Below are 23,678 nucleotides of genomic sequence, written 5' to 3'. Positions count from 1 at the left end.
CAGGCCCCTGAATCGGAGCCGCAGGCCCGCTCATGCATTGAGTCGGCCTGCGGTTTCGCATTTCAGGAGCAAGGACCATGGCCGCGCGTCCCAGCTGGCAGGGCCATCTGAAGCTGTCGCTCGTCACCTGCCCGGTGGCGCTCTACACCGCCACGACCAGCGCCAACGACATTCGCTTTCACCTGATCAATCCCGAGACGAACAACAGGATTCGCCTGGTGCCGACCGACCCGGACACCGGCCCGGTCGAGCGCTCGGATCTGGTCAAGGGCTATGAGGTGGAGCGCGACGAATACGTCCTGTTCCAGCCGGAGGACTTCGAGAAGGTGCGGCTGGAGAGCACGCGCACCATCACCATCGACCGTTTCGTGGACGAGGCGGACATCGACCGCCTGTACTGGGACGATCCCTTCTTCGTGACGCCCGACGCCAAGGGCGACATCGACGCCTTCGTCGTCATCCGCGAGGCCATGAAGACCTCGGGTAAGGTGGCGCTGGGCACGCTGGTGCTGCGCGGCAAGGAGCGGCAGCTGGCCATCGAGGTGCGCGGCAAGGGCCTGATCGCCTACACGCTGCGCGCCAGGGACGAGGTGAAGAGCGCGGACGAGTTCTTCGACGACATCCCCGACGCCAAGCCCGACAAGGACATGGTCGAGATCGCCAAGCGCATTCTGGGCCAGAAGGAAGGCCCCTTCGATCCCGAGCAGTTCGTCGACCGCTACGACGAGGCCCTGCGCGAGATGATCGAGGCCAAGCGCAAGGGCGAGCGCATCGTCTCGGCGCCCGAGCCGGACGACACCAATGTTGTGGACCTGATGGCGGCCCTGAGGGCCAGCCTCAAGGGCGGGGCCGAGCCCGCGCCGCGGCGCAAGTCCGGATCGGCCCGCTCGGCCGCCAAGACGCCGGCGGCCAAGAAGAAGGCCGCGCCGCGCAAGAAGGCGGGCTAGGCCTCGACCGCCTGGCGCTGCAGGCGGAACAGCTCTGCGCATCCGCTCTGGGCCAGGTTGAACAGCTGGTCGAACTCGGTGCGGGCGAAGCCGCGCTTCTCGCCCGTGGCCTGGATCTCGACGATGCCGCCCTGGGCCGTCAGCACGAAGTTGGAATCCGCCTCGGCGTTGGAGTCCTCCTCGTAGTCGAGGTCGAGCACGGAATGGCCTTCGAAGATGCCGCAGGACACCGCCGCCACCTGGTCGATGACCGGGCTCTGCTTCAGCACCTCTTCGGCGACGAGGTGGTCCGTGGCCATCTTGAGCGCGACCCAGGCGCCGGTGATGGCGGCGGTGCGGGTGCCGCCGTCGGCCTGGACCACGTCGCAGTCGATCAGCACCTGGCGCTCGCCCAGGGCCTTGAGGTCGACCACGGCGCGCAGCGACCGGCCGATCAGGCGCTGGATCTCCTGGGTGCGGCCCGACTGCTTGCCGGCGGCGGCCTCGCGGCGGCCGCGCGTGTGGGTGGCGCGGGGCAGCATGCCGTATTCGGCCGTGACCCAGCCCTGGCCCTTGCCGCGCAGCCAGGGCGGCAGGCTGTCCTCGACGCTGGCGGTGACCAGCACGCGCGTGTGCCCGAACCCGATCAGGCACGAGCCCTCGGCGTAGCGGTTCACCCGCGTCTCGAGTGTGACGGGACGAAGCTGGTCGGGCGCGCGGCCTGAGGGTCGCATGGGCGAGGTCCTTGAGTTGAGAGAGGGCGGGCTTATCCTATCGGGCGTGTCACCGCCACCTGACAGCCCCGTCGTTCTGCGCCGCGCGCGCCCCGAGGACGCCGAACTTCTGGCCCGCTGGGACCGGCAGCCGCACGTCATCGCCTGCGTCACCGATGATCCTGATGCGGAGGTCGCCTTCGCCGGCGCCGACTGGCTGGAGGAGATCACCACCTCCTCGGAGGTCAGCTACTATCTCATCGCCGAGGCAGCCGGTCGGCCCATCGGCGCCATGCAGGTCATCGACCCGCATCTGGAGCCGACCCACTACTGGGGCGAGATCGAGCCGAACCTGCGCGCGCTGGATATCTGGATCGGCGAGCCCGACGCCCTGGGCCGCGGCTATGGCACGCAGATGATGACCCAGGCGCTGGACGCCTGCTTCGCCGCGCCGGAGGTGACGGCGGTGATCATCGATCCGCTGGCCTCGAACGCCGAGGCGCACCGCTTTTACCAGCGGCTGGGCTTCGTCCCCGAAGAACGGCGCCTGTTCAATGACGAAGACGACTGCCTGGTCCACCGGCTGACGCGCGAGGCCTGGCTGGGCCGGGACCCGGACCAGGGGCGCGCGGCGTGAACGGGCCCTTCAGCCCCTCGCCCGGCCTGGCGGCGCTGGACGAACGCGCGCGCGACATCTTCCGCCGGGTGGTGGAAAGCTATCTGGCCACGGGCGAGCCGGTGGGCTCGCGCACCCTGTCCAAGGGCGGGGTGGCCCTGTCCCCAGCCTCGATCCGCAACACCATGCAGGATCTGGCCCAGCTGGGCTTGCTTGCGGCGCCCCACACCTCGGCCGGCCGCATCCCGACCCATACGGGCCTGCGCCTGTTCGTGGACGGCCTGTTGGAGATCGGCGACCTGTCCGAGGACGAACGGCGCGAGATCGACGCGCGCCTGACCGGGCGGGGCCGCGGCTTCCAGGAGGCGCTGGACGAGGCCTCGAACCTGCTGTCCGGTCTGGCCGGCGGCGCGGGCGTGGTGGTCAGCCCGGTGCGCGAGGCGGGGGTGCGCCATGTGGAGTTCGTGGCGCTGGGCCAGGGCGATCAGGCCCTGGCGGTGATCGTCTACGACGACGGCGAGGTGGAGAACCGGCTGATGCCGCTGAGCCCCGGCGTCACGCCCAGCCACCTGCAGGCGGCGTCGAACTTTCTGAACGCCCGTCTGCGCGGCAAGACCCTGGCCGACGCCAAGGCCGAGGTGGGCAAGGAGCTGGATCAGGCCCGCCGCGAGCTGGACGCCGCCGCCGCCCGCCTGGTGGAGGAGGGCATGGCCGCCTGGTCCGGCGGCGGGCCGGAGGACCGGTCCCTGATCGTGCGGGGCCGGGCCAACCTCCTGCAGGACGCCGAGGCCGTGGCCGACCTGGAGCGGGTGCGGTCCCTGTTCGACGATCTGGAACAGAAGGAGCAGCTGATCACGCTGCTGGACGGGGTGCGCGAAGCCCAGGGCGTGCGCATCTTCATCGGCGCCGAAACGCGGCTGTTTTCCCTGTCCGGATCGTCCGTGGTGGCGGCGCCCTACCTGACCGGAAGGCAGAAGGTGGTGGGCGCCATCGGGGTCATCGGACCGACCCGCCTGAACTACGCCCGCGTCATCCCGATGGTGGATTACACCGCCCGTGTCCTCAGCCGGATGCTGGACGGATGAGCCTGCGCCCCTATATCTCGGCGCGTCCCTCCCGAGAGTAGCCATGACCGACGAGTTCGACCGCGACGACCTGCCCGAAGACGAAGCCCTGGCTCCCGAGGCCGAGGACCTGGAGGCCGAGCTGGCCGCCGCCCGCGCCGAGGCTGAGCAGTGGCGCGACCAGGCCCTGCGCGCCGTGGCCGAGGCCGAGAACGTCAAGCGCCGGACCGAGCGCGAGATGAACGACGCGCGCGCCTACGCCATCACCAAATTCGCCCGCGACCTGCTAGGCGTGGCCGACAGTCTGCAGCGCGCCCTGGCCGCCGCCCCGCAGAGCGACGACGCCGGCGTCCAGGGGCTGGTGACCGGCCTTGAGATGACCGAGAAGGCGCTGCTGCAGGCCTTCGAGGGCAACGGGCTTGCCCGCGTGGCGCCCGAGCCGGGCGAGCGCTTCGACCCCAATGTGCACCAGGCCATGATTGAGCAGCCCTCGGACAGCGTGGCGGCCGGGTGTGTGGTGCAGACCTTCCAGCCCGGCTATTCGCTGTTCGGGCGCGTGGTGCGTCCGGCCATGGTGGCCGTGGCCGCCAAGGGCTCGGGTCAGGCTGAGACCCAGCGCCAGGGCGCCGCCGCCTACGCCAAGGCCACGGGCGGCGAAGGGAGCTAGCCTGCCTTAAGTTCGCGCTCGAACAGGGCCAGCATCCGGCTCCAGGCGTCCTCGGCCGCCGCGCGGTCATAGGTGGCGCGATAGTCGGCGTGAAAGCCGTGCTGGGCGCCGGGATAGACGATGATCTCGCTGTCGGCCTTGCCCGCCGCGCTGAGCGCCGCGCGCATGGTCTCGACGCTTTCGAGCGGGATGCCGCGATCGTTCTCGGCATAGAGGCCCAGCACCGGCCCGCGCAGGCGGCCCGCCGCATCGGCGGGATAGTCGCGGTCGGGCTCGGCGTTCTCGCCGCCCACCAGCCGTCCGTACCAGGCGGCGCCGCACCTGAAGGGCAGGTCCGCCACGGCCATCCACACTACCGTGCCGCCCCAGCAGAAGCCGGTGATCCCGGCGCGGTCCGCGTCGGCCCAGGGCTGGGCGCGCAGCCAGTCCAGCGCCGCGGCCGTGTCGCCCATGACCTGGGGATGGCGGGCCGCGCGCACCATGGCCAGGATGGGCTCGAACTCAGTCAGACGGGAGGGATCGCCTGACCGCGCAAAATAGCCGGGCGCCATGGCGGCGTAGCCCTGGCGCGCCAGGCGTCGGCAGACGTCCTGAATGTAGGCGTGCAGGCCGAAGATCTCGTTGACGACGATGACCACGGGAAACGGACCGGACCCCTGTGGCCGCGCCACATAGGCCGGCAGGCTGGGCGGATAGGCGCCTTCGGGCGCCCAGCCGGTGAAGTCGATGGGACCGCAGACCAGGCCCTCTTCCGGCGTCACGATGGGCGAGGCCTCGGCCGACAGGGCCGCCGCCGCATAGCCGAAGAACATCAGGCCCCCCAGCGAACGCCGGGAGAGGTTCAGATCGCCGGGCTGAGTCCCCTCGGGGCGGGTCAGGGTGAGCATGAGGCCTCCTCCTTGATGTCGTCCATAAGCCCTTGCGGTGGGCGGGGACTTTCCCATATGCGCCACAGCATCGCGAAGTCGAGCAAGTCGGCTTCGTCGCTCAAGAAAACCCACTGGGGGTCCAGGTGCGGCGCTTGCCTTCAAGGCCGCCGGCGGACCCGCCTAACAGAAGGCGTATACGTAAAAGCCCATGAGCAAGATCATCGGCATCGACCTCGGCACGACGAATTCGTGCGTGGCGGTCATGGACGGCAAGAATCCCAAGGTCATCGAGAACGCCGAGGGCCTGCGCACCACCCCCTCGGTGGTCGCCATCCAGGATGACGGCGAGCGTCTGGTCGGCCAGCCGGCCAAGCGCCAGGCGGTCACCAACCCCACCAACACCTTCTTCGCCATCAAGCGCCTGATCGGCCGCAACTTCGACGACCCCGTCGTGGCGAAGGACAAGGGCATGGTGCCCTACGAGATCGTCAAGGGCCCGACCGGCGACGCCTGGGTCCGCGCCCACGGCAAGGACTATTCGCCCCAGCAGATCAGCGCCTTCATCCTTCAGAAGATGAAGGAGGCCGCCGAGCAGCATCTGGGCGAGACGGTCACCAAGGCGGTGATCACCGTTCCGGCCTACTTCAACGACGCCCAGCGCCAGGCCACCAAGGACGCCGGCAAGATCGCGGGCCTGGAAGTCCTGCGCATCATCAACGAGCCGACGGCCGCCGCGCTCGCCTACGGGCTTGAGAAGAACGACGGCAAGAAGATCGCGGTCTACGACCTGGGCGGCGGCACCTTCGACGTGTCCATCCTCGAGATCGGCGACGGCGTCTTCGAGGTGAAGGCCACCAACGGCGACACCTTCCTGGGCGGCGAGGACTTCGACCTGCGTCTGGTCGACTTCCTGGCCGACGAGTTCAAGAAGGAGCAGGGCGTCGACCTGCGCCAGGACAAGCTGGCCCTGCAGCGCCTGAAGGAAGAGGCCGAGAAGGCCAAGAAGGAGCTCAGCTCCACGACCCAGTACGAGGTCAACCTGCCCTTCATCAGCATGAACGCCTCGGGTCCGCTGCACCTGAACATCAAGCTGACCCGCGCCAAGCTGGAGAGCCTGGTCGAAGACCTGGTGAACAAGACCATCGGCCCGTGCCAGCAGGCCCTCAAGGATGCGGGCCTGAAGCCCGGCGACATCGACGAGGTGGTGCTTGTCGGCGGCATGACCCGCATGCCCAAGGTGCAGGAGGCCGTGAAGGCCTTCTTCGGCAAGGAGCCGCACAAGGGGGTGAACCCCGACGAGGTGGTGGCCCTGGGCGCCGCCGTCCAGGCCGGCGTGCTGCAAGGCGACGTCAAGGACGTGCTGCTGCTGGACGTGACGCCCCTGACGCTGGGCATCGAGACTCTGGGCGGCGTCTTCACGCCCATGATCGAGCGCAACACCACCATCCCGACCAAGAAGTCCCAGACCTTCTCGACGGCCGAGGACAACCAGTCGGCGGTGACCATCCGCGTCTTCCAGGGCGAGCGGCCCATGGCCGGCGACAACAAGATGCTCGGCCAGTTCGACCTGGTGGGCATCCCGCCCGCGCCGCGCGGCATGCCGCAGATCGAGGTCACCTTCGACATCGACGCCAACGGCATCGTGCACGTGACGGCCAAGGACAAGGCCACCGGCAAGGAGCAGGCGATCCGCATCCAGGCCAACGGCGGCCTGTCGGACAGCGACATCGAGCAGATGGTTAAGGACGCCGAGGCCAACGCCGAGGCCGACAAGAAGCGCAAGGTGCTGGCCGACGCCAAGAACCAGGCCGAGGCCCTGCTGCACTCGTCCGAAAAGGCCCTGGCCGAGCACGGCGACAAGGTGTCGGAAGCGGACCGCAACGCCATCCAGACGGCCATCGACGAGCTGAAGGCGGTCAAGGACGGCGAGGACGCCGACGCCATCAACGCCAAGACCCAGACCCTGACCCAGGCGTCGATGAAGCTGGGCGAGGCCATGTACAAGGCCCAGCAGTCGGACGGATCGGACGCTTCGGACGCTTCGGACGGTAATTCCGACGAGGGCGTGGTCGACGCCGAGTTCGAGGAGGTCTCCTCCGATGGCGACGAGAAGAAGAGCGCCTGATCTGTCAGCGCAGAAGCGCGCTTCGCGGCGTCACGTCGCGGGGCGCGCCCTCCGCCCAACCGCTAGACCGGTCGCCGGACTTGCGGGGGCGGGTTCGGGAACCAGTCGCTTATGACCACCACCGACTATTATGAAACGCTGGGCGTCGACCGCACGGCGGACGCCGCGGCGCTGAAATCCGCCTTCCGCAAGGCGGCGATGGAGCACCATCCCGACCGCAACGGCGGCTGCGAGGAGGCGGCGCAACGCTTCAAGGCCATCAACGAGGCCTATTCCATCCTGTCCGACCCGCAGAAGCGCGCGGCCTATGACCGCTTCGGCCACGCGGGCGTGAACGGCATGGGCGGCATGGGTGGAGGCGGCCCGTTCGGCGGCGGCGCCTTCCACGACGTCAACGACATCTTCTCGGAGGTGTTCGGCGACGTCTTCGGCGACATGTTCGCCCGGGCCAGAGGCGGCCCCCAGCGCGGCGGCGACGTGCGCCACGATCTGGAGATCACGCTGGAGCAGGCCTATCGCGGGGCCGACGTGGAGATCACCACCGCAACGACCGCCGTGTGCGACACGTGCAGCGGCTCGGGCGCCGAGCCCGGCAGCCAGCCCGTGGTCTGCCCCGGCTGCAACGGCCAGGGTCGCGTGCGCGCCGCCAACGGCTTCTTCCAGATGGAGCGCACCTGCCCCCGCTGCGGCGGTCAGGGCCGGGTCGTGGCCAAGCCGTGCAAGCCCTGTCACGGGCGCGGCCAGGTTCGTAAGCATCGCACCCTGCAGCTGAAGGTGCCGGCCGGCGTCGATGACGGCGCGCGCATCCGCCTGGCCGGCGAGGGCGATGTGGGCGCGCGCGGCGGGCCGCGCGGCGACCTCTACATCTTCGTCTCGGTGAAGCCCCACGAGCTGTTCGAGCGCGACGGGCTGGACCTGTTGTGCTCGGCGCCCGTGCCCATGTGCCTGGCGGCGCTGGGCGGCGAGATCGAGGCCCCCTGCCTGTCCAGCGAGGCCTGCGACGGTCATTGCCGGGTCTCGGTCAAGGTGCCCGAGGGCGCCCAGACAGGCCAGACCATCCGTATCAGGGGCAAGGGCATGCCGGCCCTGAACGGGCGCCAGCGCGGCGACCTGGTGGTGGAGCTGTTCGTGGAGACGCCCACCAATCTGACCGGGCGCCAGAAGGAGCTGCTCAAGGAGCTGGCCTCATGCTGCGGCGAGACCCAGCATCCGCGCAACTCCGGCTTTATGAAGAAGGCCAAGACCTTCTGGGCCGACCTGACCGGCCAGGAAGCCTAAACCGCACGCCTGATCCCGGCTTGACCACCCGCCCGGCGCGGGCCTTCATCGCCGAATGAGAAAAGAGGCTCGCGCCGCATGAACGGCATCATCCATATCGGCCTGGCCGGGGCGCGGGGGCGCATGGGCCGGGCGGTCTCGACCGTGCTGGATGAGCGCGAGGGCATGGTCGTGGCCTGCCGTTTCGACCGGGAGACGGCGCCGGACCTGTCGCGCTGCGACGTGGTCATCGACTTCACCACGGCCGAGGCCTCGGCCGCCCTGGCCGCCCGGGTGGCTGAAGAGGGCGCGCCCGCCCTGGTGGTGGGATCCACCGGCTTTTCGCCCGAGCAGCGCGCCGTCATCGCCCGCGCCGCCGAGGTCGCGCCCGTGGTGCTGTCCGGCAACTTCTCACTCGGCGTGAACATGCTGATCGGCCTGGTGGAACAGGCGGCGCGACGCCTGTCGTCCGACTGGGACATCGAAATCCTCGAGACCCATCACCGCCGAAAGCTGGACGCTCCGTCCGGCACCGCCCTGATGCTGGGCGAGGCCGCCGCCGAAGGGCGCGGAAAGGCCCTGTCCGATCTACGCGCCGCGCCGCGTCATGGGGCGGAGGCCCTGCGCGAGCCGGGCTCCATCGGCTTTGCGTCCCTGCGCGCCGGCGGCGTGGTGGGCGAGCACTCGGTCATCTTCGCCTCGGAGGACGAGGTGCTGACCCTGGGCCACTCCGCCCGGGACAGATCCCTGTTCGCCAAGGGCGCGGTGGCCGCCGCCGCCTGGGTGGTGGGCCGGCCGCCGGGCCTCTACGACATGCAGGACGTGCTGGGCTTCAGGCAGGCCTAGTCACAGGCCCGGCTGGACCTCGGCCGTGAAGGCGGCCACGTCCTGGAGCAGGGCCTGGGCCGAGGCGTCGATCAGCTTGCGGCCGCCTTCGGGACTGGCCTGCAGCGGATCGGAGCCGATGCGGCCGTCGGGGAAGCGGGCGCGGTAGTCCAGCGCGTCGCGGATCGGGCCGGTGGGAGCGATCTTGGGCTCCAGGGCGGCGGTCTTGATGCGGTCCGGATAGGCGGCCTGCGTCACCGCGATCTCGGAGGGCGTCGCGTGCATGCCGTGGCCGGTCGGGTAAAGCTCCAGCGCCAGCTTCTCGACCCCCGGCAGGTTCCACCAGTTGACCAGCTTCAGCATGAAGGGGCAGCGCTCTTCGGCGAAGGACCAGTCGGCGTAGATTTCGGCGAAGGTAGCCTCGATGGTCGAGACGTTCCCGCCGTGGCCGTTGAGGAAGTAGATGCGCTCAAAGCCGTGTCGCGTCAGGGACGACACCCAGTCCGAAATGGCGGCCATGAAGGTGGACGGACGCAAGGAGATGGTGCCCGGAAAGGCCAGGTGATGCTGGGCCATGCCGATGTTGAAGGTGGGCGCCACCAGGAGGGACGGATCCAGCCGCTCGGCTTCGTGGGCGATGATCTCGGGACAAAGCCAGTCCGTGCCCAGAAGGCCCGTCGGGCCATGCTGCTCGTTCGAGCCGATCGGCACCACCACGGCGCGGGACTTGGCCAGCTGGCCCTCGATCTCGGGCCAGCTCGACAGGTGAAGCAACATGAAAAGGGCCTTTCGGTACGGAAGACGCCCCCGCCCCCCGTTGGAGATTCGAGGCCGGTCGCTTACGCCTATGCGGCAGGGGGCGCGAGCCCTAACGGACCCGCTGCGACAAAGGGAATCACACTGTGACCGAACAGACGCGCATCCCCCAGCCCGCCTCCGCCGTCGCGCGCGCCGGCATGACCCTCGATCAGTATCAGGCCGCCTGTGAGCAGGCCCGCCGTGACCCGGAAACCTACTGGCGCGGCGTGGGGGAGCGGCTGGACTGGATAAAGCCCTTCACGCGGATCAAGGACGTCTCGTTCGACCGCGCCGATTTCCGCATCCGCTGGTTTGAGGACGGGGTGCTGAACGCGGCGGCCAACTGCCTGGACCGTCATCAGGCGGAACGTGGCGAACAGGTCGCCGTCATCTGGGAAGGGGACGATCCTGACCAGTCGCGGACCCTGACCTATCGCGAGCTGCATGCCGAGACGTGCCGGATGGCCAATGCGCTGAAGGACATGGGCGCCGGGCGCGGCGACCGTGTCACCATCTATCTGCCGATGATCCCCGAGGCGGCGGTGGCCATGCTGGCCTGCGCCCGGATCGGCGCCATCCATTCGGTCGTCTTCGCCGGCTTCTCGCCCGACAGCCTGGCGGGGCGCATCGAGGACTGCGGCAGCCGCTTCCTCATCACCGCCGATGAGGGGCGGCGGGGGGGCAAGCGCATCCCGCTGAAGGCCAATGTGGACGCCGCGCTTGAAAAGGCGCCGGTGGACAAGGTGCTGCTGGTGCGCTGCACAGGCGCCGATGTGCCGCTGGCTGAGGGCCGCGACATCGTCTGGAACGACATCCGCGAGCGCCTGTCAGACGACTGTCCGCCCGAGCCCATGGGGGCCGAGGATCCGCTGTTCATCCTCTACACCTCGGGATCGACGGGAAAGCCCAAGGGCGTGCTGCACACTACCGGCGGCTATCTGGCCTGGGCCTCGTGGACCCACGAGCGGGTCTTCGACTATCGCCCCGGCGAGATCTACTGGTGCACCGCCGATGTGGGCTGGGTCACGGGGCACAGCTACATCGTCTATGGCCCACTGGCGAACGGGGCCACGACCCTGATGTTCGAGGGCGTGCCGAACTGGCCGGACCACAGCCGTTTCTGGCGGGTCATCGACAAGCACCAGGTGCGGATCTTCTACACGGCGCCGACGGCCATCCGAGCCCTGATGCGCGAGGGCGAGGCGCCGGTGAAGGCCGCGAGCCGCGCCTCACTTCGTCTGCTTGGAACGGTGGGCGAGCCCATCAATCCCGAGGCCTGGCTGTGGTACTGGCGGGTGGTGGGCGACGAGCGCTGCCCCGTGGTCGACACCTGGTGGCAGACCGAAACCGGCGGGGTCCTGATCTCGCCCATCTGCGGGGCCACGCCCATGAAGCCCGGCTCGGCCACCCGGCCCCTGCCGGGCGTCTTTCCCGCCATCGTTGATGAGGCCGGAAAGCCCAAGGAGGGCCCGGCCGAGGGGCCCCTGTGCCTAGTGGATTCGTGGCCTGGCCAGATGCGCACGGTCTGGGGCGATCACCAGCGGTTCCTGGACACCTATTTCTCGACCTTCCCCGGCAAGTATTTCACCGGCGACGGGGCGCGGCGCGACGCCGACGGCGACTACTGGATCACGGGGCGCATCGATGACGTTCTGAACGTTTCGGGGCACCGGCTGGGCACCGCCGAGATCGAGTCGGCCCTGGTCGGCCACCCCGCCGTCGCCGAGGCGGCGGTGGTGGGCTATCCCCACGACATCAAGGGCCAGGGCGTCTGGTGCTACGTCACCCTGAAGCAGGGCGAGACGCCCAGCGATGAGCTGAAGAAGGCCCTCGTCAACGAGGTGCGCAATGAGATCAGCCCCATCGCCGCGCCCGACGTGATCCAATGGGCGCCGGGCCTGCCCAAGACCCGATCAGGCAAGATCATGCGTCGCATCCTGCGCAAGATCGCCGAGGGCGAGTTCGGCAGCCTGGGCGATACCTCGACCCTGGCCGATCCCGCGGTGGTGGACGACCTGATCCGGAACCGGCCGGGGTGACGGTTCTTCGCTGGCCGCCGGACGAGGCGCGGGTCGAGGCGATCTTCGAGCGCCTGAGCGGCGTCATGCCTGATCCGAAGACCGAGCTGAACTACACCGACCCCTTCACCTTCGTGGCGGCGGTGGCCCTGTCGGCCCAGACCACCGATGTGGCGGTGAACAAGGCGACTGCGGGCCTGTTCAAGGCGGCGCCGACGCCCCAGGCCATGGCGGCCCTGGGCGAAGAGGGCATCATCCCCTTCATCAGTTCGCTGGGCCTTTATCGGAACAAGGCCAAGAACCTGGCCGCGATGAGCAGGATGCTGATCGAGCGCCATGGCGGCGAGGTGCCGCTCAACCGCGCCGATCTCCAGGCCCTGCCGGGCGTGGGCCGCAAGACCGCCAGCGTGGTCCTGAACGAGCTGGGCGTCGAGCCCGCCGTGGCCGTGGATACTCATGTCTTTCGCGTCTCGCACCGGCTGGGCCTGGCCAGAGCCAATACGCCCGATAAGGTCGAGGCCCAGCTGCATCAGGTAATTCCCGGGCGCTGGCTTCAGAAGGCGCACCACTGGCTGATCCTGCACGGCCGCTACACCTGCACGGCCAAGAAGCCGAAATGCGAGGCCTGTCCGGTCAGGGACCTGTGTCCCTCACGCGCCCATCTGACGGCTCAGGTTCAGACGGCGCCGCCTGCCCGGGCGGCCAGGACAGCCCGGACGAAGCGGCCCGGCGCCGCAGGATCGAAGCTGAGGTAGAGGTCGGGCTCAATCAGCTCGGCTTCGATGAGCAGAGGCGATCCGTCCGGCCCGTCCACCAGGTCGATGCGGGCGTAGAGCACATCGGCGCCCGCCGCCTTGAGGACCAATTCCGCCGCGGCCTGTTCGGCGGGGCTGGGCTCCACCTTTGAGATGATCCCGCCGTACTCGGGCTGGACGCGGAAGTCGCCCGCCCTGGCCACCTTGCGGATGGCGTGGCTGAAGGCGCCGCCCAGATAGATCATGGACAGCTCGCCGGTGCGTTCGACCGAGGCCATGTAGGGCTGGATCATGGCCGGACCCTCGGGGCCGCCCTCGAGCGAATCCCCTGGCCGCACACGCAAAGTGCGATAGGCGCTGGCAGAGACGCGCGGCTTGACCACCACCTGCTCGCAGCCGAACCGATGCACCGCCTCGGCCAGGTCGACGGGGCCGGGCGTGTCGCGGAACAGGGTCGGCACGATAGCGCAGCCGCGCGCTTCCAGATCGGCGAGGTATGACTTGTCGGCGTTCCAGCTGAGAACCGGCGGGGCGTTCAGAACGGGCAGACCCTCGCGGGCCCAGCGGTCGCAGGCGCTTTGCCAGTCGCCGATGCGGCGGTGATAGCCCCAGGCCATCAAGGGCAGGATCAGGTCCGCCTGCGGCGTCGTGGCCTCGTCCCAGGATTGGCCGGATACCGTCACGCCCTCCGCCTCCAACGGGGCGGCCATGCGCTGGAACACGTCGCGCCAACGACCGTGAAACGAGGGGTCTTGCGGATCGGGCGTCAGGATCAGCACATGCATGGCCGCCGCTTAGCCGTGGCGAGGGCGACGGGCAATTCAAGCTTTTCTCAGGTGGCGAAGGCGTGCGCCAGCCGCTAAAGCCGACGCGCATCAAGGGAGAGCCGACGTGGCCGAGAGCTTCGACATCTGCGCCGTAGGCAACGCCATCGTCGACGTGCTGGCGCCGTGCGAACCCGAGTTCCTGGCCGCCGAGGGCCTGGTCCCCGGCTCCATGACCCTGATCGACGATGCGCGCGCCGAACAGCTGTACGCCCGAATGAAGCCAGGACTGGAGGCCTCGGGGGGGTCGGCCGGCAACACGGTGGCGGGGGCGGCCTCGCTGGGCGGCGCCTGCGCCTACATCGGCCGCGTCGCGGACGATCAGCTGGGCGGCGTCTTCCGTCACGACATGACGGCCCAGGGCGTCGTCTTCCGCAACCCGCCGCTCCAGGGCCCCGCGACGGGGCGCAGCCTGATCAATGTGACGCCGGACGGGCAGCGAACCATGTCCACCTGCCTGGGCGCCGCCAACCAGCTGGGGCCGGAGGATATCGAAGCCGACCTCGTGGAGGCCTCGTCCATTCTGTACCTCGAGGGATATCTGTTTGACCCGCCGCCCGCGCGCGCCGCGCTGGAGCGGGCGGCCCAAATCGCGCGCGCCGCGGGCCGCAAGGTGGCGGTGACCCTGTCCGACACCTTCGTCGTGGATCGCTGGCGCGAGCCTCTGCTCGATTTCATCGGCCGCTCGGTCGATATCGTGCTCGCCAACGAGGGCGAACTGGCGGCTCTGGTTCAGGACGATGATTTCGACAGGGGTCTGCGGGTCTTGGCGGAAAAGGTCGAGGTGGCGGCCGTGACCCGCAGCGAGAAGGGCTCGGTGATCGTGCGCGGCGACGAGCTGGCGGCCATTCCGGCTGTCTTTGTGGCGGAGGTGGTGGACACCACCGGCGCCGGCGATCAGTACGCCGCGGGCTTCCTGCTGGGTCTGGCGCGTGGCTACTCCCTGGAAACCTGCGGGCGGCTTGGCTCGCTGGCGGCGGCCGAGGTGATCTCGCACTGGGGGCCGCGTCCCCTGGTGTCGCTGAAGGATGAGGCTGCGAAGGCCGGTCTGCTCTAGACCCTGGGCTTCAGCGTCACGTAGAGGGCGCCTTCGCCGCCGTGGCGTCGGTGCGCCTCGGCCACGCCCGAAACGATGGGCCGCAGGCGCGGGCCCATCAGCCAGTCGTGCACCGAGCGGCGGATCACGCCTTCGCCGCGCCGGCCCTTGCCCGTGATGACCAGGACGGCGCGGGCGCCTGTGGCCTGCTTCAACAGCAGATACTCCACCAGCCGGTCCTCAGCCTCGAAACGGCCCATGCCGTGCAGGTCGATGCGGCCGTCGACGGGGTCGCGCTCGCGCGCCAGCCGGCGCAGTCGACGCGGCTCAATGATGTCCACCGGCGCTTGCGAATGCTGGCGGGGCCGCGGCGCGGTCGCGGCGGCGGGGCCGGGCGCCGTCGCCGGGACCGAGGTCGTGTCGGCCTTGACGGGCGTGGAGGTGGGCTCCTCCGGCAAGTTGCGGCCCGGCCGGGCGGCCACCGTGGAGGCCACCCGCCGCCAAAGCCGTTTCTCCTCTGGGCTCAGGTCTCTGCGACCGGCCATGGGCTAGAAATCGCCGACGGCCTGATCGCGCGCCTCATCGTCCAGATCGGCGTCGGTCGCCTCTCCGTCGCCGGCGACGTATTCCAGCAGGTCGCCCGGTTGGCAGCCCAGCTCACGGCACAGAGCCTCCAGGGTCGAGAAGCGCACGGCGCGCGCCTTGCCGGTCTTGAGGATGGACAGGTTGGCGATGGTCACGCCGACGCGGTCGGCCAGTTCCGTCAGCGACATGCGCCGCTCGACGAGGATGCGATCGAGGGAGACGCGGATGGGCATCAGATGGTCAGCTCCGCTTCGGTGCGCAGGCGCGCGCCCTCACGAAACACCTCGGCCAGGACGAAGATGGCCAGAACGGCGAAGCCCGGCGTCATCAGGTCCGACAGATCCTGGCGCGTGACGGCGTTGGGCAGGAAGTGCGCGCCGATCAGGCGCAGCAGGTATTGGCCGAGGCTGGCGACCGCCAGCAGACCGCCGACCTGACGCAGGCGTTGCGCGTTGCGGGGCTCGAAGGGGTCGCCCACCTGCACGGTGGCGACGATGCGGCGCAGGCGGCGAACAATCAGAATGAAAACGCCGAAGTAGGCGACGAGAAAGCCCAGCACGGAGACGATCAGGACGCGCGTCAGGGGCAGGACGCGGGCGCCGGTGTCGTCGTCGACGGTGACGGTCAGGTTGCTGACCGGGACCACCAGGCCGGCGAGCAGCGCCATGGCCAGGATCACGGCGATGGCGATCAGAAGGATGTGGACCACATCGAGGGCCAGCTTGAGGACGCTGGCGATGGATCCGGGGCCGAGGGCGCGCATGTCGGGTTCTCTTGTGGCCTCCGTATGCGCGGGAAAGGCTGGTTGACCCGCGGGCGGCGCGCACATTGCGCCGCCGCGAGACAAAATCAACGGTCCGGCCTTGCGGGCCGGCTCCGGCGCGTCAGATCGACTGGGCGATCGCGGTGATCACGCCGAAGGGCAGGCCCACAATCATGATGCCGGCAACGACGGTCATGCTCAGCCGGTCCATCCACTTCATCGCAGTCATTGTTCTATCTCCTGGTTCGTCCGGGGCGGTCCGGGGTGGCCGCCCTCTTGAGTTCAGGAGATACGAGTTTATCGATTATCATCCAACTAAATTATCGTTTAACGATATTAAACTTCCGCAATAGATTACGCGGAAGTCATGCGTCGCAAGGGGTTTCCCAGGATGGTCCCACCGCCTAAGGAAAGGGCATGGCGATCACCCTTCAGCGCGGTCAGAAGCTGGTTCTGGCGACCCACAATCCCGGCAAGGCCCGCGAGATCGCCGCCCTGCTGGACGGCTTTGACATCGTCACGGCGGGCGCGCTGGGCCTGGCTGAGCCCGAGGAGACCGAGGCCACCTTCGTCGGCAACGCCGTGCTGAAGGCGCGGGCCGCGGCGGAGGCGTCCGGCCTCGTGGCGCTGGCGGACGATTCCGGCCTGTCGGTGCGCGCGCTGGGGGGCGATCCCGGCGTCTACTCGGCCCGGTGGGCCGGCCCCGGCAAGGACTTCGCCATCGCCATGGCCGAGGTGGAGCGCAAGCTCATAGCCGGCGGTTCGAGCGACCGCGCCGCCTGGTTCTCGTGCGCCCTCGCGGTGGCCTGGCCGCAGGGGCCGGTGGTTGCCGTGGAGGGGCAGGTCCACGGGACCGTCAGCTTCCCGCCGCGGGGCGACCGGGGCTTCGGCTATGATCCGATCTTCATTCCGGAGGGCGGGGCGCAGACCTTCGGCGAGATGGATCAGGCCGCCAAGGAAGCCATCAGCCACCGCACCCGCGCCTTCGCCCAGCTGAAGGCCGCCCTGATTGGCTGAGCCCCCGCCGATCGCCCTTTACGTCCACTGGCCGTACTGCGCGCGCATCTGCCCCTACTGCGATTTCAACGTCTATCGGGCGCGCGGGCGCGAGGCCGAGGCCGCCCACCTGGCCACGGCAATGCTCGCGGATCTGAGAGCCCAGGCTGGGCGGCTGGGGCCAAGGCGTCTGGTCTCGATCCATTTCGGCGGCGGCACGCCCTCCCTCGCCGATCCGGCCTTCATCGCCGCGGTGGTGGACGAGGCGGCGGCCCTGTTCAGCCCGGCGCATGATCTGGAGATCGCGCTGGAGGCCAATCCCACCGACGCCGAGTCCGGACGCTACGCCGACTTCGCGGCGGCGGGAGTCAACCGGCTGTCCCTGGGGGTGCAGTCTCTAGACGATGGCGCGCTGCGGTTCCTGGGGCGCGACCATGAGGCCGCTGAGGCGCGCCGCGCCGCCGACCTGGCCCGCCAGCGCTTCGCGCGCCTGTCCATCGACCTCATCTACGCCCTGCCGGGGCAGAGGCTGAAAGCCTGGCGGGATGAACTGTGCTGGGCCGCCGACCTCGGCGCCGAGCACATCTCGCCCTATCAGCTGACGATCGAAGCGCGCACCGCCTTTGGCCGCGCCGCCGCGCGCGGCGTGCTGAGACCGCCCGGGGGACGGCGAGGGGCGGCGCTGTACGAACTGACCCAGTCGGTATTGGGCGAGGCGGGTTTCGAGGCCTACGAGGTCTCCAATCATGCGCGGGGCGAGGCCGCCCGGTCGCGGCATAACCTGTCTGTCTGGCGGGGCGCCGATTACCTCGGCATCGGACCTGGGGCCCATGGCCGTCTGACCCTCGAAGGCGTGCGCCGCGCCACCCTGGGGGCGCCCCGCGTCGACGACTATCTGGCCGCCGTCGCCGAGCGCGGCGATGGGCTTGAACGCGACGCCGCGCTTGACGCCCGGGAAGACGCCGAGGAGCGGCTGATGCTGGCCCTGCGTCTGGCGGAGGGCGCGCCTGCCGGCCTGTTCGCGGCGCTGGGCCTGTCGGCGGACGCCGATCCCCTGCGCTGGCTGCTGGCCGATGGCCTTCTGGAGCAGTGCGGTGGCCGAGTGGCCGCGACCCCCGCAGGTCGCCCGGTGCTGGACGCCGTGCTCGCGGCTCTGCTGGCGCGGCCTTGACCCGAACGGGCGGCGCAGCCTTGATCGCCCCATGACCCCGCCGCCGCCCAAGCCCGTCACGCCCGGCCTCTACCTGGTGGCGACGCCAATCGGGAACCTGCGCGACATCACCCTGCGCGCGCTGGACGTCCTGCAGGCCGCGGACGTGGTCTTCGCCGAGGACACCCGCGTGGCGGGCAAGCTGCTGAACGCCTATGGCCTGTCCAAACGCGTCGAGCGCTATGACGATCACGTGGCCGAAACCGCGGGCGAGCGTGTGCTGGACGTGGTGCGAGGCGGCGGCGTGGCGGCCCTGATCTCCGACGCGGGCACGCCCCTGATCTCGGACCCCGGCTACCGGCTGGTGCGGGCGGCGGCGTCGGAGGGCCTGCCGGTGCATCCGATCCCCGGAGCGTCCAGCGTCCTGGCCGCCGTAACCCTTGCGGGCCTGCCCACCGACCGCTTCCTGTTCGCCGGCTTTCTGCCGGCCAAGAGCGCGGGCCGCCAGCGTGTGCTGGAGGCGCTGGCGCCGGTGCGGTCCACCCTGGTGTTCTTCGAGACCGGCCCGCGTCTGAGGGCGTGCCTGACCGACATGGCCGCCGTGCTGGGCGCGCGCGAGGCGGCCGTGACGCGCGAACTGACCAAGCTGCACGAGACCTGCGTGCGGGGGAGCCTCAAGGCGTTGGCCGCCGATCCCAGGCTGGAGGCTCCGAAGGGAGAGATCGTCATTGTGGTCGGGCCCCCTGAGGAAGCGGAGGCGGCCGGCGAGGACGAGATCGACGCCGCCCTGCGCGAGGCGCTGACCCGCCTGGGGCCGTCGGAGGCTGCGGGGGAAGTGGCTAAGGCGCTCAACCTCAATCGGCGCGCGCTCTACCGGCGCGCCCTGGGCTTCAAATGAACCGCCGCATCGAGCGGGGCCGTCGCGCCCGCGAGCAGGGCCGTCGCGCCGAATGGACGGCCGCCCTGTGGCTGATGCTGAAGGGCTACCAGGTGCTGGGCTTTCGCCTGAAGGACCGGCTGGGCGAGATCGACCTTCTGGCGCGCAAGGGCGGGGTTCTGGCCGTGGTCGAGGTCAAGCGCCGCGCCAGCGTGGAGGCCGCCCTTGAGTCGCTAGGAACCCAGCAGCGCGCCCGTCTGTTGTCGGCGGGGCAGGCGTGGATCGCCCGTCGTCCCGCTCTGAAAGGCCTCGATCTAAGATTGGATATGGTGACGCTCGCGCCGGGACGATTTCCGAGACATGTTCGCGGCCTGATCGTGGATCGGTGATGACGCGCGAAGAGGCCGAGGACATCCTTACAGAGGCGGGGCAGGCGCAGGACGACGCCTTTCCCCTGCTCGAGGCGGCCATCGCCTGCGCCATCCACGACCGGCCTTTTCGCGATCCCTCGGCTGTGCGGACCCTGGCGGCGCGGGCCGTCGAACGCCTGCGCGAGCGAGCCGGGGTCGAATCCCCCGAAGAGGCCCTGGCCGAGACCCTGTCCGGCGAGCTGGGCCTGGACGGCGACCTCATGGACGAGGGCGACCTCGAGGTGGGCGACATCATCGCCGTGGCGGACCGCAGGCGCGGCCTGTCGGCCGTGCTTGGCGTCTTCTACATCCATGCGGGCCTGGCCTGCGGACTGAACGTTCAGGGCGTCGATTTTCCGGGACACTTCCTGTTGCGGGTCGATACGCGCGAAGGACCGGTGGCGATCGATCCGTTCAGTCAGGGGCGTCTGGTGCTGCCGTCCGAGCTGACGCGGCGGGCGCTGAGGGCCGGGCTGACGCCCGCCGTGGCTGATCGTCTTGATTTGCTGATGGCGCCCATCAACCGTCGACAGTCGCTGGTGCGTCTACAGGACCTGCTGTTCATCCGCGCGATCCGGGCGGGCGATTACCCGGCGGCGGAAGGGGCGGCGCTGAGGAAGGCGTTGCTCGACCCCAGCGACCACCGTCCCTGGCTGGACGTGGCCCAGGCGCGCGAGCGGCAGGGCGCCCTGGCTGGAGCCCTGTCGGCGCTGGATCAGGCCAAGACAGTCGAGGGCGACTTCCAGGCCCGCCTGCGCCAGGTGCGCGAACGGGTCCGCCTGCGCCTGAACTAGAGCCGACGCTTGATCTTGGCCGCCGCACGACCGATTTACGGCCCAGGTTTCTCAAGGGGTGCATCATGCTGAGGGTCGCGGTCCAGATGGACCCCATCGAGGCGGTCAACATCACGACCGACACCACCTTCCTGATGATGACCGAGGCGCAAGAGCGCGGGCATTCGCTCTTCGTCTATGGGCCCGAGAAGCTGGCGCTGGAGGACCGGCGCCTGACCGCCTGGGCCCGGCCCGCCACGGTGCGGGAGGTGGCGGGCGACCACGCAACCCTCGGCGATCCGGTCCGGCTCGATCTCGGCGCCGATGTGGACGTGATCCTGATGCGTCAGGACCCGCCCTTCGACATGGCCTACATCACCGCCACCCACCTGTTGGAGACGGTTCATCCGAAGACCCTGGTGGTCAACAACCCGGCCGAGGTCCGCGACGCGCCCGAAAAGGTCTGGGTCACGGGCTTTGAGGGCCTGCAGCCTCCGACCCTGATCACGTCTGATCCCGAGGCCGTCCGCGACTTCCAGGCCCGCCACGGCGACATGGTGCTGAAACCCCTCTACGGCGGCGGCGGTTCGGGCGTGGTGCGTCTGCGGCCCGGCGACCCCAACCTCGACGCCCTGCTGGAGCTTCACGCCATGATCGGGCGGGAGCCCGTCATCGCCCAGAAGTTCATCCCCGCCGTCTCGGCGGGCGACAAGCGCATTCTGCTGGTGGACGGCGAGCCCGTGGGGGCTATCAACCGCGTGCCAGCCAAGGATCAGGTGCGCTCGAACCTGGCCCGCGGCGGCCGGGCCGAGGCGGTGGACCTGACCGCCCGCGACCGCGAGATCTGCGAGGTGCTGAAGCCCGAACTGAAGGCGCGCGGCCTGCTCTTTGTCGGCATCGACGTGATCGGCGACTACCTGACCGAGATCAACGTCACCTCGCCGACCGGCGCCCAGCAGCTCAAACGCTTCGGCGGCCCGAACGCCGCGACGGCCCTGTGGGAGCGCATAGAGGCGATCCGGGCGTCCGCCTAACGACGGCTTGCCACTCGCTTAAGTTCGTGATTTGTTCTCGCCCGGGTTGATGGAGCGGGAACATGGTCGCACGGCTGACGACCTTCGCCTTCGAGGGCGTGGAGGCGCGCCGCGTCGAGGTGGAGGTGCAGCTGCTGTCGGCTCAGCAGCCCTCCTTCACCATCGTCGGCCTGGCCGACAAGGCCGTGGCCGAGAGCCGCGAGCGGGTGCGCGGCGCCTTTGCAGGGATCGGCCTGGGCTTTCCGCCCAAGCGCATCATCGCCAATCTGGCGCCCGCCGACCTGCCCAAGGAGGGCAGCCATTTCGACCTGCCCATCGCCCTGGCCCTGATGGCGACCATGGGCGCCATTCCCATCGATGCGCTGGACGGCTGGGCGGCCGTCGGCGAGCTCAACCTCGATGGCCAGATCGCGCCTGTGTCCGGCGCCCTGCCCGCCGCCGTGGCGGCCTCCGCCCACGGACTGGGCCTGATCTGCCCGGAGGCCAACGGACCCGAGGCCGCCTGGGCCGGCGATTGCCGCGTGCTGGCGCCGCGCTCCCTGATCGGGGTGGTCAACCATTTCCGGGGCACACAGCTGCTGGCCCAGCCCCAGCCGGGTGATGCGCTGGACGGGCCCGGCTTCGCCGACCTCAGGGACGTGCGCGGTCAGGAGCAGGGCAAGCGCGCGCTGGAGATCGCCGCGGCGGGCGGGCACAACCTGCTCTTCACCGGGCCGCCGGGCTCGGGCAAGTCCATGCTGGCCCAGCGCCTGCCCGGCCTATTGCCGCCGCTGACCGCCGGAGAACTGCTTGAGACCAGCATGATCTGGTCCCTGGCCGGGCTGATCGCGCGAGGGGCCCTGACGCGGGCCCGGCCCTATCGTGCGCCCCACCACTCGGCCAGCATGGCTGCGCTCACCGGCGGCGGGCATCGCGCCAAGCCGGGCGAGGTGTCCCTGGCCCACAACGGGGTGCTGTTCCTTGATGAGTTGCCCGAGTTCTCGCCCCAGGCGCTCGACAGCCTCAGGCAACCTCTGGAGACCGGCGAAGTGATCGTGGCCCGGGCCAATCACCACGTCCGCTATCCGGCGCGCGTGCAACTGGTGGCGGCCCAGAACCCCTGTGGCCGTGTTGCCCTTTGGTCGGGTATTTCGCCGTTAGGCAGGTGCAGGAGCGCGATCTCCACATCCTCGCGACCGACGACAATCCGCTCGGTGATCGCCTCAATGACCTGTCGCTTTTCGACGGCAGCTAGCCCGTCCCAGCGGTCCATCAGATCACGCGCTTCGCCTAACACTTCCTCTCGCGAAGCAGCGGTGATGCGCAAAACATCGAGCTCTGCCTGGAGCCGCGGGAGCTCGGCTTCAAGGCTTGCGATCCGCACGGAGATCGGGGCGTGGCGACGTCCGAAATCCTTCTTCGAAAGCGTTCCCGAGACATATAGATCGAAAAGGGCCTGATCCTCGGCCAGGACGCGGCGCAACTCGCTCGCGGTGGTTTCGACGACCCGCTCCTTCGCTAGCAGCGCGTCCTTAGCGGCCTGATTGTGGGACTCGATCTCGTCCGGTGAGAAGAAGATGTGCCGGAGTTGCTCCTTGAAGATGGCCTCAAGATCGGGCGCAGGGATCTTCGTACGGCACGCTTCACAGACGTACTTCGGCGACCCCGTGCGCACGTACATCTTCGCTCCGCAGGCACAGTAGGTAAGCCCGCTAAACAGGTGTGTGGTGCGCTTCGTCACGCGCTTTGTCCCAGCCTTCTGGGTCATCAGGATTCGGGCGCATTCATCCCAGAGCTCTTCGGAGACGATCACGTCCACAGAGGTGTAGACCCACTCGCTTTCAGGCTTCAGGGTCCAAGCCCCTTTGTGCTCTGAGGTCGCCGTATAGTTGGCGCGGTGAACGCCCTTCGCCGTGGTGTCCAGAAGCAAGCGGTCGATCGTGCTGTCTGAGAAGGGCGCCCCCCGGCGCGTGCGGTAGCCGCGCTCGGTCAGGATTCGGGCCACGGTCTTCTTGCGGCGGTGCTCTCGAAAGAGTTCATGGATCAGGGTGCGGATCGGCGCTTCGACGGGATCCGGCTCCAGCTTCTTGTCACGCCAGCGGTAGCCATACGGCGCGGCGCCGCCGAGGGGTTTGCCGAGTTTGGCTCGCACGGGCACTGAGGCGCGCACCCGATCGACGATTTCTTCGCGTTCCCACTGCGCCATGGCGGCGATCATCGTGAAGAAGAGGCGGCCGGCCGGCGTGCTGGTGTCGATGGCCTCCTGGAGGGAAATGAGGTCAGCGCCCGCCTCGCGGAAGATCTCGGCGAACTCCAGCAGCTCGCGCGTGTTGCGCGCCAAGCGGGCCAGCTTTGAAAACACCAGCCCGGTGATGGCCCCACCACGCACCAGCCGGAGCATGCGCTGGGCCTCCGGATGCTGCATGACGGCCTTTCCGCTGACGGCCTCGAGCCTGAACACCTCAACGACGGTCCAGCCCTTGGCCTCGGCGTAGGCGCGTGCGCGTCGCTCATGGTGCTCCGGGCTCTCGCCGCGCACCTGATCCTCGGTGGACACCCGGACCCAGATGCCGATCCGCTTGGCTTCCTCTTCGGACATGGCCGCTCTCCTTCCCGTT

The 23,678-nt window shown here is 69.4% G+C and carries 24 protein-coding genes and 1 pseudogene; 17 read left to right on the top strand and 8 right to left on the bottom strand.

Going from position 1 to position 23,678, the window contains the following annotated elements:
* Nucleotides 1-77: 77 nt before the first annotated feature.
* Nucleotides 78-947 carry a non-homologous end joining protein Ku gene (gene ku / locus Q0812_RS12050; protein ID WP_302110587.1) on the top strand — a complete coding sequence of 290 codons (870 nt, stop codon included), beginning with the start codon at nucleotides 78-80 and terminating at the stop codon, nucleotides 945-947.
* On the opposite strand, the gene rph is transcribed toward ku, so the two are convergent.
* Nucleotides 944-1,660 (bottom strand): ribonuclease PH, encoded by a 717-nt coding sequence (gene rph / locus Q0812_RS12045; protein ID WP_302110586.1) that lies wholly within the window; start codon nucleotides 1,658-1,660, stop codon nucleotides 944-946. The genes ku and rph overlap by 4 nt on opposite strands.
* 46 nt (nucleotides 1,661-1,706) lie before the next feature.
* Between rph and Q0812_RS12040 the strand changes: the two genes are divergently transcribed.
* The 3 genes from Q0812_RS12040 to grpE are packed head-to-tail and all read left to right on the top strand — an operon-like array spanning nucleotide 1,707 to nucleotide 3,986.
* Nucleotides 1,707-2,276 (top strand): GNAT family N-acetyltransferase, encoded by a 570-nt coding sequence (locus tag Q0812_RS12040; protein WP_302110585.1) that lies wholly within the window; start codon nucleotides 1,707-1,709, stop codon nucleotides 2,274-2,276.
* On the top strand, nucleotides 2,273-3,340 hold the full coding sequence (gene hrcA / locus Q0812_RS12035; protein ID WP_302110584.1) for a heat-inducible transcriptional repressor HrcA: 1,068 nt from the start codon (nucleotides 2,273-2,275) through the stop codon (nucleotides 3,338-3,340). The genes Q0812_RS12040 and hrcA overlap by 4 nt, the downstream gene beginning before the upstream one ends.
* Nucleotides 3,341-3,383: 43 nt before the next feature.
* Nucleotides 3,384-3,986, top strand: coding sequence for a nucleotide exchange factor GrpE (grpE, locus tag Q0812_RS12030; protein ID WP_302110583.1), 603 nt, complete (start codon nucleotides 3,384-3,386; stop codon nucleotides 3,984-3,986).
* Here the strand turns inward: grpE and Q0812_RS12025 are convergent.
* Nucleotides 3,983-4,873 carry a dienelactone hydrolase family protein gene (locus Q0812_RS12025; protein ID WP_302110582.1) on the bottom strand — a complete coding sequence of 297 codons (891 nt, stop codon included), beginning with the start codon at nucleotides 4,871-4,873 and terminating at the stop codon, nucleotides 3,983-3,985. The two genes, grpE and Q0812_RS12025, sit on opposite strands and share 4 nt — an antisense overlap.
* Nucleotides 4,874-5,063: 190 nt before the next feature.
* Between Q0812_RS12025 and dnaK the strand changes: the two genes are divergently transcribed.
* The 3 genes from dnaK to dapB all read left to right on the top strand — a co-directional run bounded on the left by dnaK (nucleotide 5,064) and on the right by dapB (nucleotide 9,083).
* On the top strand, nucleotides 5,064-6,980 hold the full coding sequence (gene dnaK, locus Q0812_RS12020; RefSeq protein WP_302110581.1) for a molecular chaperone DnaK: 1,917 nt from the start codon (nucleotides 5,064-5,066) through the stop codon (nucleotides 6,978-6,980).
* Nucleotides 6,981-7,091: 111 nt separating this feature from the next.
* Nucleotides 7,092-8,258 carry a molecular chaperone DnaJ gene (gene dnaJ, locus Q0812_RS12015; protein ID WP_302110580.1) on the top strand — a complete coding sequence of 389 codons (1,167 nt, stop codon included), beginning with the start codon at nucleotides 7,092-7,094 and terminating at the stop codon, nucleotides 8,256-8,258.
* 78 nt (nucleotides 8,259-8,336) lie between these two features.
* On the top strand, nucleotides 8,337-9,083 hold the full coding sequence (dapB, locus tag Q0812_RS12010; protein ID WP_302110579.1) for a 4-hydroxy-tetrahydrodipicolinate reductase: 747 nt from the start codon (nucleotides 8,337-8,339) through the stop codon (nucleotides 9,081-9,083).
* On the opposite strand, the gene Q0812_RS12005 is transcribed toward dapB, so the two are convergent.
* Nucleotides 9,084-9,839, bottom strand: coding sequence for a creatininase family protein (locus Q0812_RS12005; protein ID WP_302110578.1), 756 nt, complete (start codon nucleotides 9,837-9,839; stop codon nucleotides 9,084-9,086).
* A 179-nt stretch (nucleotides 9,840-10,018) separates the two neighbouring features.
* Here Q0812_RS12005 and acs point away from each other — a divergent pair, with 179 nt between their 5' ends.
* Together acs and nth are read left to right on the top strand one after the other, a co-directional pair.
* Nucleotides 10,019-11,899: an acetate--CoA ligase gene (gene acs / locus Q0812_RS12000; RefSeq protein ID WP_425281573.1), complete on the top strand. Its 1,881-nt coding sequence runs from the start codon at nucleotides 10,019-10,021 to the stop codon at nucleotides 11,897-11,899.
* Nucleotides 11,896-12,633 carry an endonuclease III gene (gene nth / locus Q0812_RS11995; RefSeq protein WP_302110576.1) on the top strand — a complete coding sequence of 246 codons (738 nt, stop codon included), beginning with the start codon at nucleotides 11,896-11,898 and terminating at the stop codon, nucleotides 12,631-12,633. The genes acs and nth overlap by 4 nt, the downstream gene beginning before the upstream one ends.
* Here nth and Q0812_RS11990 read toward each other — a convergent pair.
* Entirely contained in the window at nucleotides 12,555-13,418 is an 864-nt protein-coding gene (locus Q0812_RS11990; protein WP_302110575.1) for an ATP-grasp domain-containing protein, read from the bottom strand. The genes nth and Q0812_RS11990 overlap by 79 nt on opposite strands.
* Before the next feature lie 106 nt (nucleotides 13,419-13,524).
* Here Q0812_RS11990 and Q0812_RS11985 point away from each other — a divergent pair, with 106 nt between their 5' ends.
* Nucleotides 13,525-14,514 (top strand): adenosine kinase, encoded by a 990-nt coding sequence (locus Q0812_RS11985; RefSeq protein ID WP_302110574.1) that lies wholly within the window; start codon nucleotides 13,525-13,527, stop codon nucleotides 14,512-14,514.
* On the opposite strand, the gene Q0812_RS11980 is transcribed toward Q0812_RS11985, so the two are convergent.
* From Q0812_RS11980 to Q0812_RS11970, 3 genes are read right to left on the bottom strand one after another with little or no spacing between them, the layout of a single operon-like run.
* Entirely contained in the window at nucleotides 14,511-15,038 is a 528-nt protein-coding gene (locus Q0812_RS11980; RefSeq protein ID WP_302110573.1) for a Smr/MutS family protein, read from the bottom strand. The genes Q0812_RS11985 and Q0812_RS11980 overlap by 4 nt on opposite strands.
* Before the next feature lie 3 nt (nucleotides 15,039-15,041).
* Complete coding sequence (locus Q0812_RS11975; RefSeq protein ID WP_302110572.1) at nucleotides 15,042-15,311, bottom strand: helix-turn-helix domain-containing protein; 270 nt, start codon at nucleotides 15,309-15,311, stop codon at nucleotides 15,042-15,044.
* On the bottom strand, nucleotides 15,311-15,907 hold the full coding sequence (locus Q0812_RS11970; protein WP_425281571.1) for a DUF2975 domain-containing protein: 597 nt from the start codon (nucleotides 15,905-15,907) through the stop codon (nucleotides 15,311-15,313). The genes Q0812_RS11975 and Q0812_RS11970 overlap by 1 nt, the downstream gene beginning before the upstream one ends.
* A 351-nt stretch (nucleotides 15,908-16,258) precedes the next feature.
* Between Q0812_RS11970 and rdgB the strand changes: the two genes are divergently transcribed.
* The 7 genes and pseudogenes from rdgB to Q0812_RS11935 form a co-directional block, all read left to right on the top strand.
* Nucleotides 16,259-16,858: an RdgB/HAM1 family non-canonical purine NTP pyrophosphatase gene (gene rdgB / locus Q0812_RS11965; RefSeq protein ID WP_302110570.1), complete on the top strand. Its 600-nt coding sequence runs from the start codon at nucleotides 16,259-16,261 to the stop codon at nucleotides 16,856-16,858.
* Complete coding sequence (gene hemW / locus Q0812_RS11960; RefSeq protein WP_302110569.1) at nucleotides 16,851-18,008, top strand: radical SAM family heme chaperone HemW; 1,158 nt, start codon at nucleotides 16,851-16,853, stop codon at nucleotides 18,006-18,008. Before rdgB ends, hemW begins: the two co-directional genes overlap by 8 nt.
* A 31-nt stretch (nucleotides 18,009-18,039) precedes the next feature.
* The gene (gene rsmI, locus Q0812_RS11955) at nucleotides 18,040-18,885 is read left to right on the top strand and encodes a 16S rRNA (cytidine(1402)-2'-O)-methyltransferase (protein WP_302110568.1); all 846 of its coding nucleotides are present in this window, start codon (nucleotides 18,040-18,042) and stop codon (nucleotides 18,883-18,885) included.
* Nucleotides 18,882-19,253: a YraN family protein gene (locus Q0812_RS11950; RefSeq protein WP_302110567.1), complete on the top strand. Its 372-nt coding sequence runs from the start codon at nucleotides 18,882-18,884 to the stop codon at nucleotides 19,251-19,253. The genes rsmI and Q0812_RS11950 overlap by 4 nt, the downstream gene beginning before the upstream one ends.
* On the top strand, nucleotides 19,253-20,068 hold the full coding sequence (locus Q0812_RS11945) for a transglutaminase family protein (protein WP_302110655.1): 816 nt from the start codon (nucleotides 19,253-19,255) through the stop codon (nucleotides 20,066-20,068). Before Q0812_RS11950 ends, Q0812_RS11945 begins: the two co-directional genes overlap by 1 nt.
* Nucleotides 20,069-20,130: 62 nt before the next feature.
* A complete protein-coding gene (gene gshB / locus Q0812_RS11940; RefSeq protein WP_302110654.1) occupies nucleotides 20,131-21,081 on the top strand; it encodes a glutathione synthase in 951 nt (316 codons plus the stop codon).
* Nucleotides 21,082-21,143: 62 nt separating this feature from the next.
* A pseudogene (locus tag Q0812_RS11935) lies at nucleotides 21,144-22,184 on the top strand (YifB family Mg chelatase-like AAA ATPase); the annotation flags it as partial.
* On the opposite strand, the gene Q0812_RS11930 reads toward Q0812_RS11935, so the two are convergent.
* The gene (locus Q0812_RS11930; RefSeq protein WP_302110566.1) at nucleotides 22,142-23,659 is read right to left on the bottom strand and encodes a recombinase family protein; all 1,518 of its coding nucleotides are present in this window, start codon (nucleotides 23,657-23,659) and stop codon (nucleotides 22,142-22,144) included. The pseudogene Q0812_RS11935 and the gene Q0812_RS11930 sit on opposite strands and share 43 nt — an antisense overlap.
* Between the last annotated feature and the right edge of the window lie 19 nt (nucleotides 23,660-23,678).

This window comes from Peiella sedimenti (assembly GCF_030504955.1).
Classification (GTDB): Bacteria; Pseudomonadota; Alphaproteobacteria; order Caulobacterales; family Caulobacteraceae; genus Brevundimonas; species Brevundimonas sedimenti.
The sequence above is the reverse complement of the archived record's forward strand: the minus strand, read 5'-3'. Positions and strand labels throughout refer to the sequence as shown.

What these genes read in the sequence shown, in the direction of transcription:
- dapB (WP_302110579.1), top strand. Translation starts at nt 8,337, where the DNA reads ATGAACGGCATCATCCATATCGGCCTGGCCGGGGCGCGGGGGCGCATG.
- rph (WP_302110586.1), bottom strand. Translation starts at nt 1,660, where the DNA reads ATGCGACCCTCAGGCCGCGCGCCCGACCAGCTTCGTCCCGTCACACTC.
- Q0812_RS11930 (WP_302110566.1), bottom strand. Translation starts at nt 23,659, where the DNA reads ATGTCCGAAGAGGAAGCCAAGCGGATCGGCATCTGGGTCCGGGTGTCC.
- Q0812_RS11945 (WP_302110655.1), top strand. Translation starts at nt 19,253, where the DNA reads ATGACGCGCGAAGAGGCCGAGGACATCCTTACAGAGGCGGGGCAGGCG.
- acs (WP_425281573.1), top strand. Translation starts at nt 10,019, where the DNA reads ATGACCCTCGATCAGTATCAGGCCGCCTGTGAGCAGGCCCGCCGTGAC.
- Q0812_RS11970 (WP_425281571.1), bottom strand. Translation starts at nt 15,907, where the DNA reads ATGTGCGCGCCGCCCGCGGGTCAACCAGCCTTTCCCGCGCATACGGAG.
- Q0812_RS11980 (WP_302110573.1), bottom strand. Translation starts at nt 15,038, where the DNA reads ATGGCCGGTCGCAGAGACCTGAGCCCAGAGGAGAAACGGCTTTGGCGG.
- Q0812_RS12005 (WP_302110578.1), bottom strand. Translation starts at nt 9,839, where the DNA reads ATGTTGCTTCACCTGTCGAGCTGGCCCGAGATCGAGGGCCAGCTGGCC.
- rsmI (WP_302110568.1), top strand. Translation starts at nt 18,040, where the DNA reads ATGACCCCGCCGCCGCCCAAGCCCGTCACGCCCGGCCTCTACCTGGTG.
- grpE (WP_302110583.1), top strand. Translation starts at nt 3,384, where the DNA reads ATGACCGACGAGTTCGACCGCGACGACCTGCCCGAAGACGAAGCCCTG.
- ku (WP_302110587.1), top strand. Translation starts at nt 78, where the DNA reads ATGGCCGCGCGTCCCAGCTGGCAGGGCCATCTGAAGCTGTCGCTCGTC.
- Q0812_RS11990 (WP_302110575.1), bottom strand. Translation starts at nt 13,418, where the DNA reads ATGCATGTGCTGATCCTGACGCCCGATCCGCAAGACCCCTCGTTTCAC.
- dnaJ (WP_302110580.1), top strand. Translation starts at nt 7,092, where the DNA reads ATGACCACCACCGACTATTATGAAACGCTGGGCGTCGACCGCACGGCG.
- rdgB (WP_302110570.1), top strand. Translation starts at nt 16,259, where the DNA reads ATGGCGATCACCCTTCAGCGCGGTCAGAAGCTGGTTCTGGCGACCCAC.
- Q0812_RS11950 (WP_302110567.1), top strand. Translation starts at nt 18,882, where the DNA reads ATGAACCGCCGCATCGAGCGGGGCCGTCGCGCCCGCGAGCAGGGCCGT.
- dnaK (WP_302110581.1), top strand. Translation starts at nt 5,064, where the DNA reads ATGAGCAAGATCATCGGCATCGACCTCGGCACGACGAATTCGTGCGTG.
- Q0812_RS11975 (WP_302110572.1), bottom strand. Translation starts at nt 15,311, where the DNA reads ATGCCCATCCGCGTCTCCCTCGATCGCATCCTCGTCGAGCGGCGCATG.
- Q0812_RS12025 (WP_302110582.1), bottom strand. Translation starts at nt 4,873, where the DNA reads ATGCTCACCCTGACCCGCCCCGAGGGGACTCAGCCCGGCGATCTGAAC.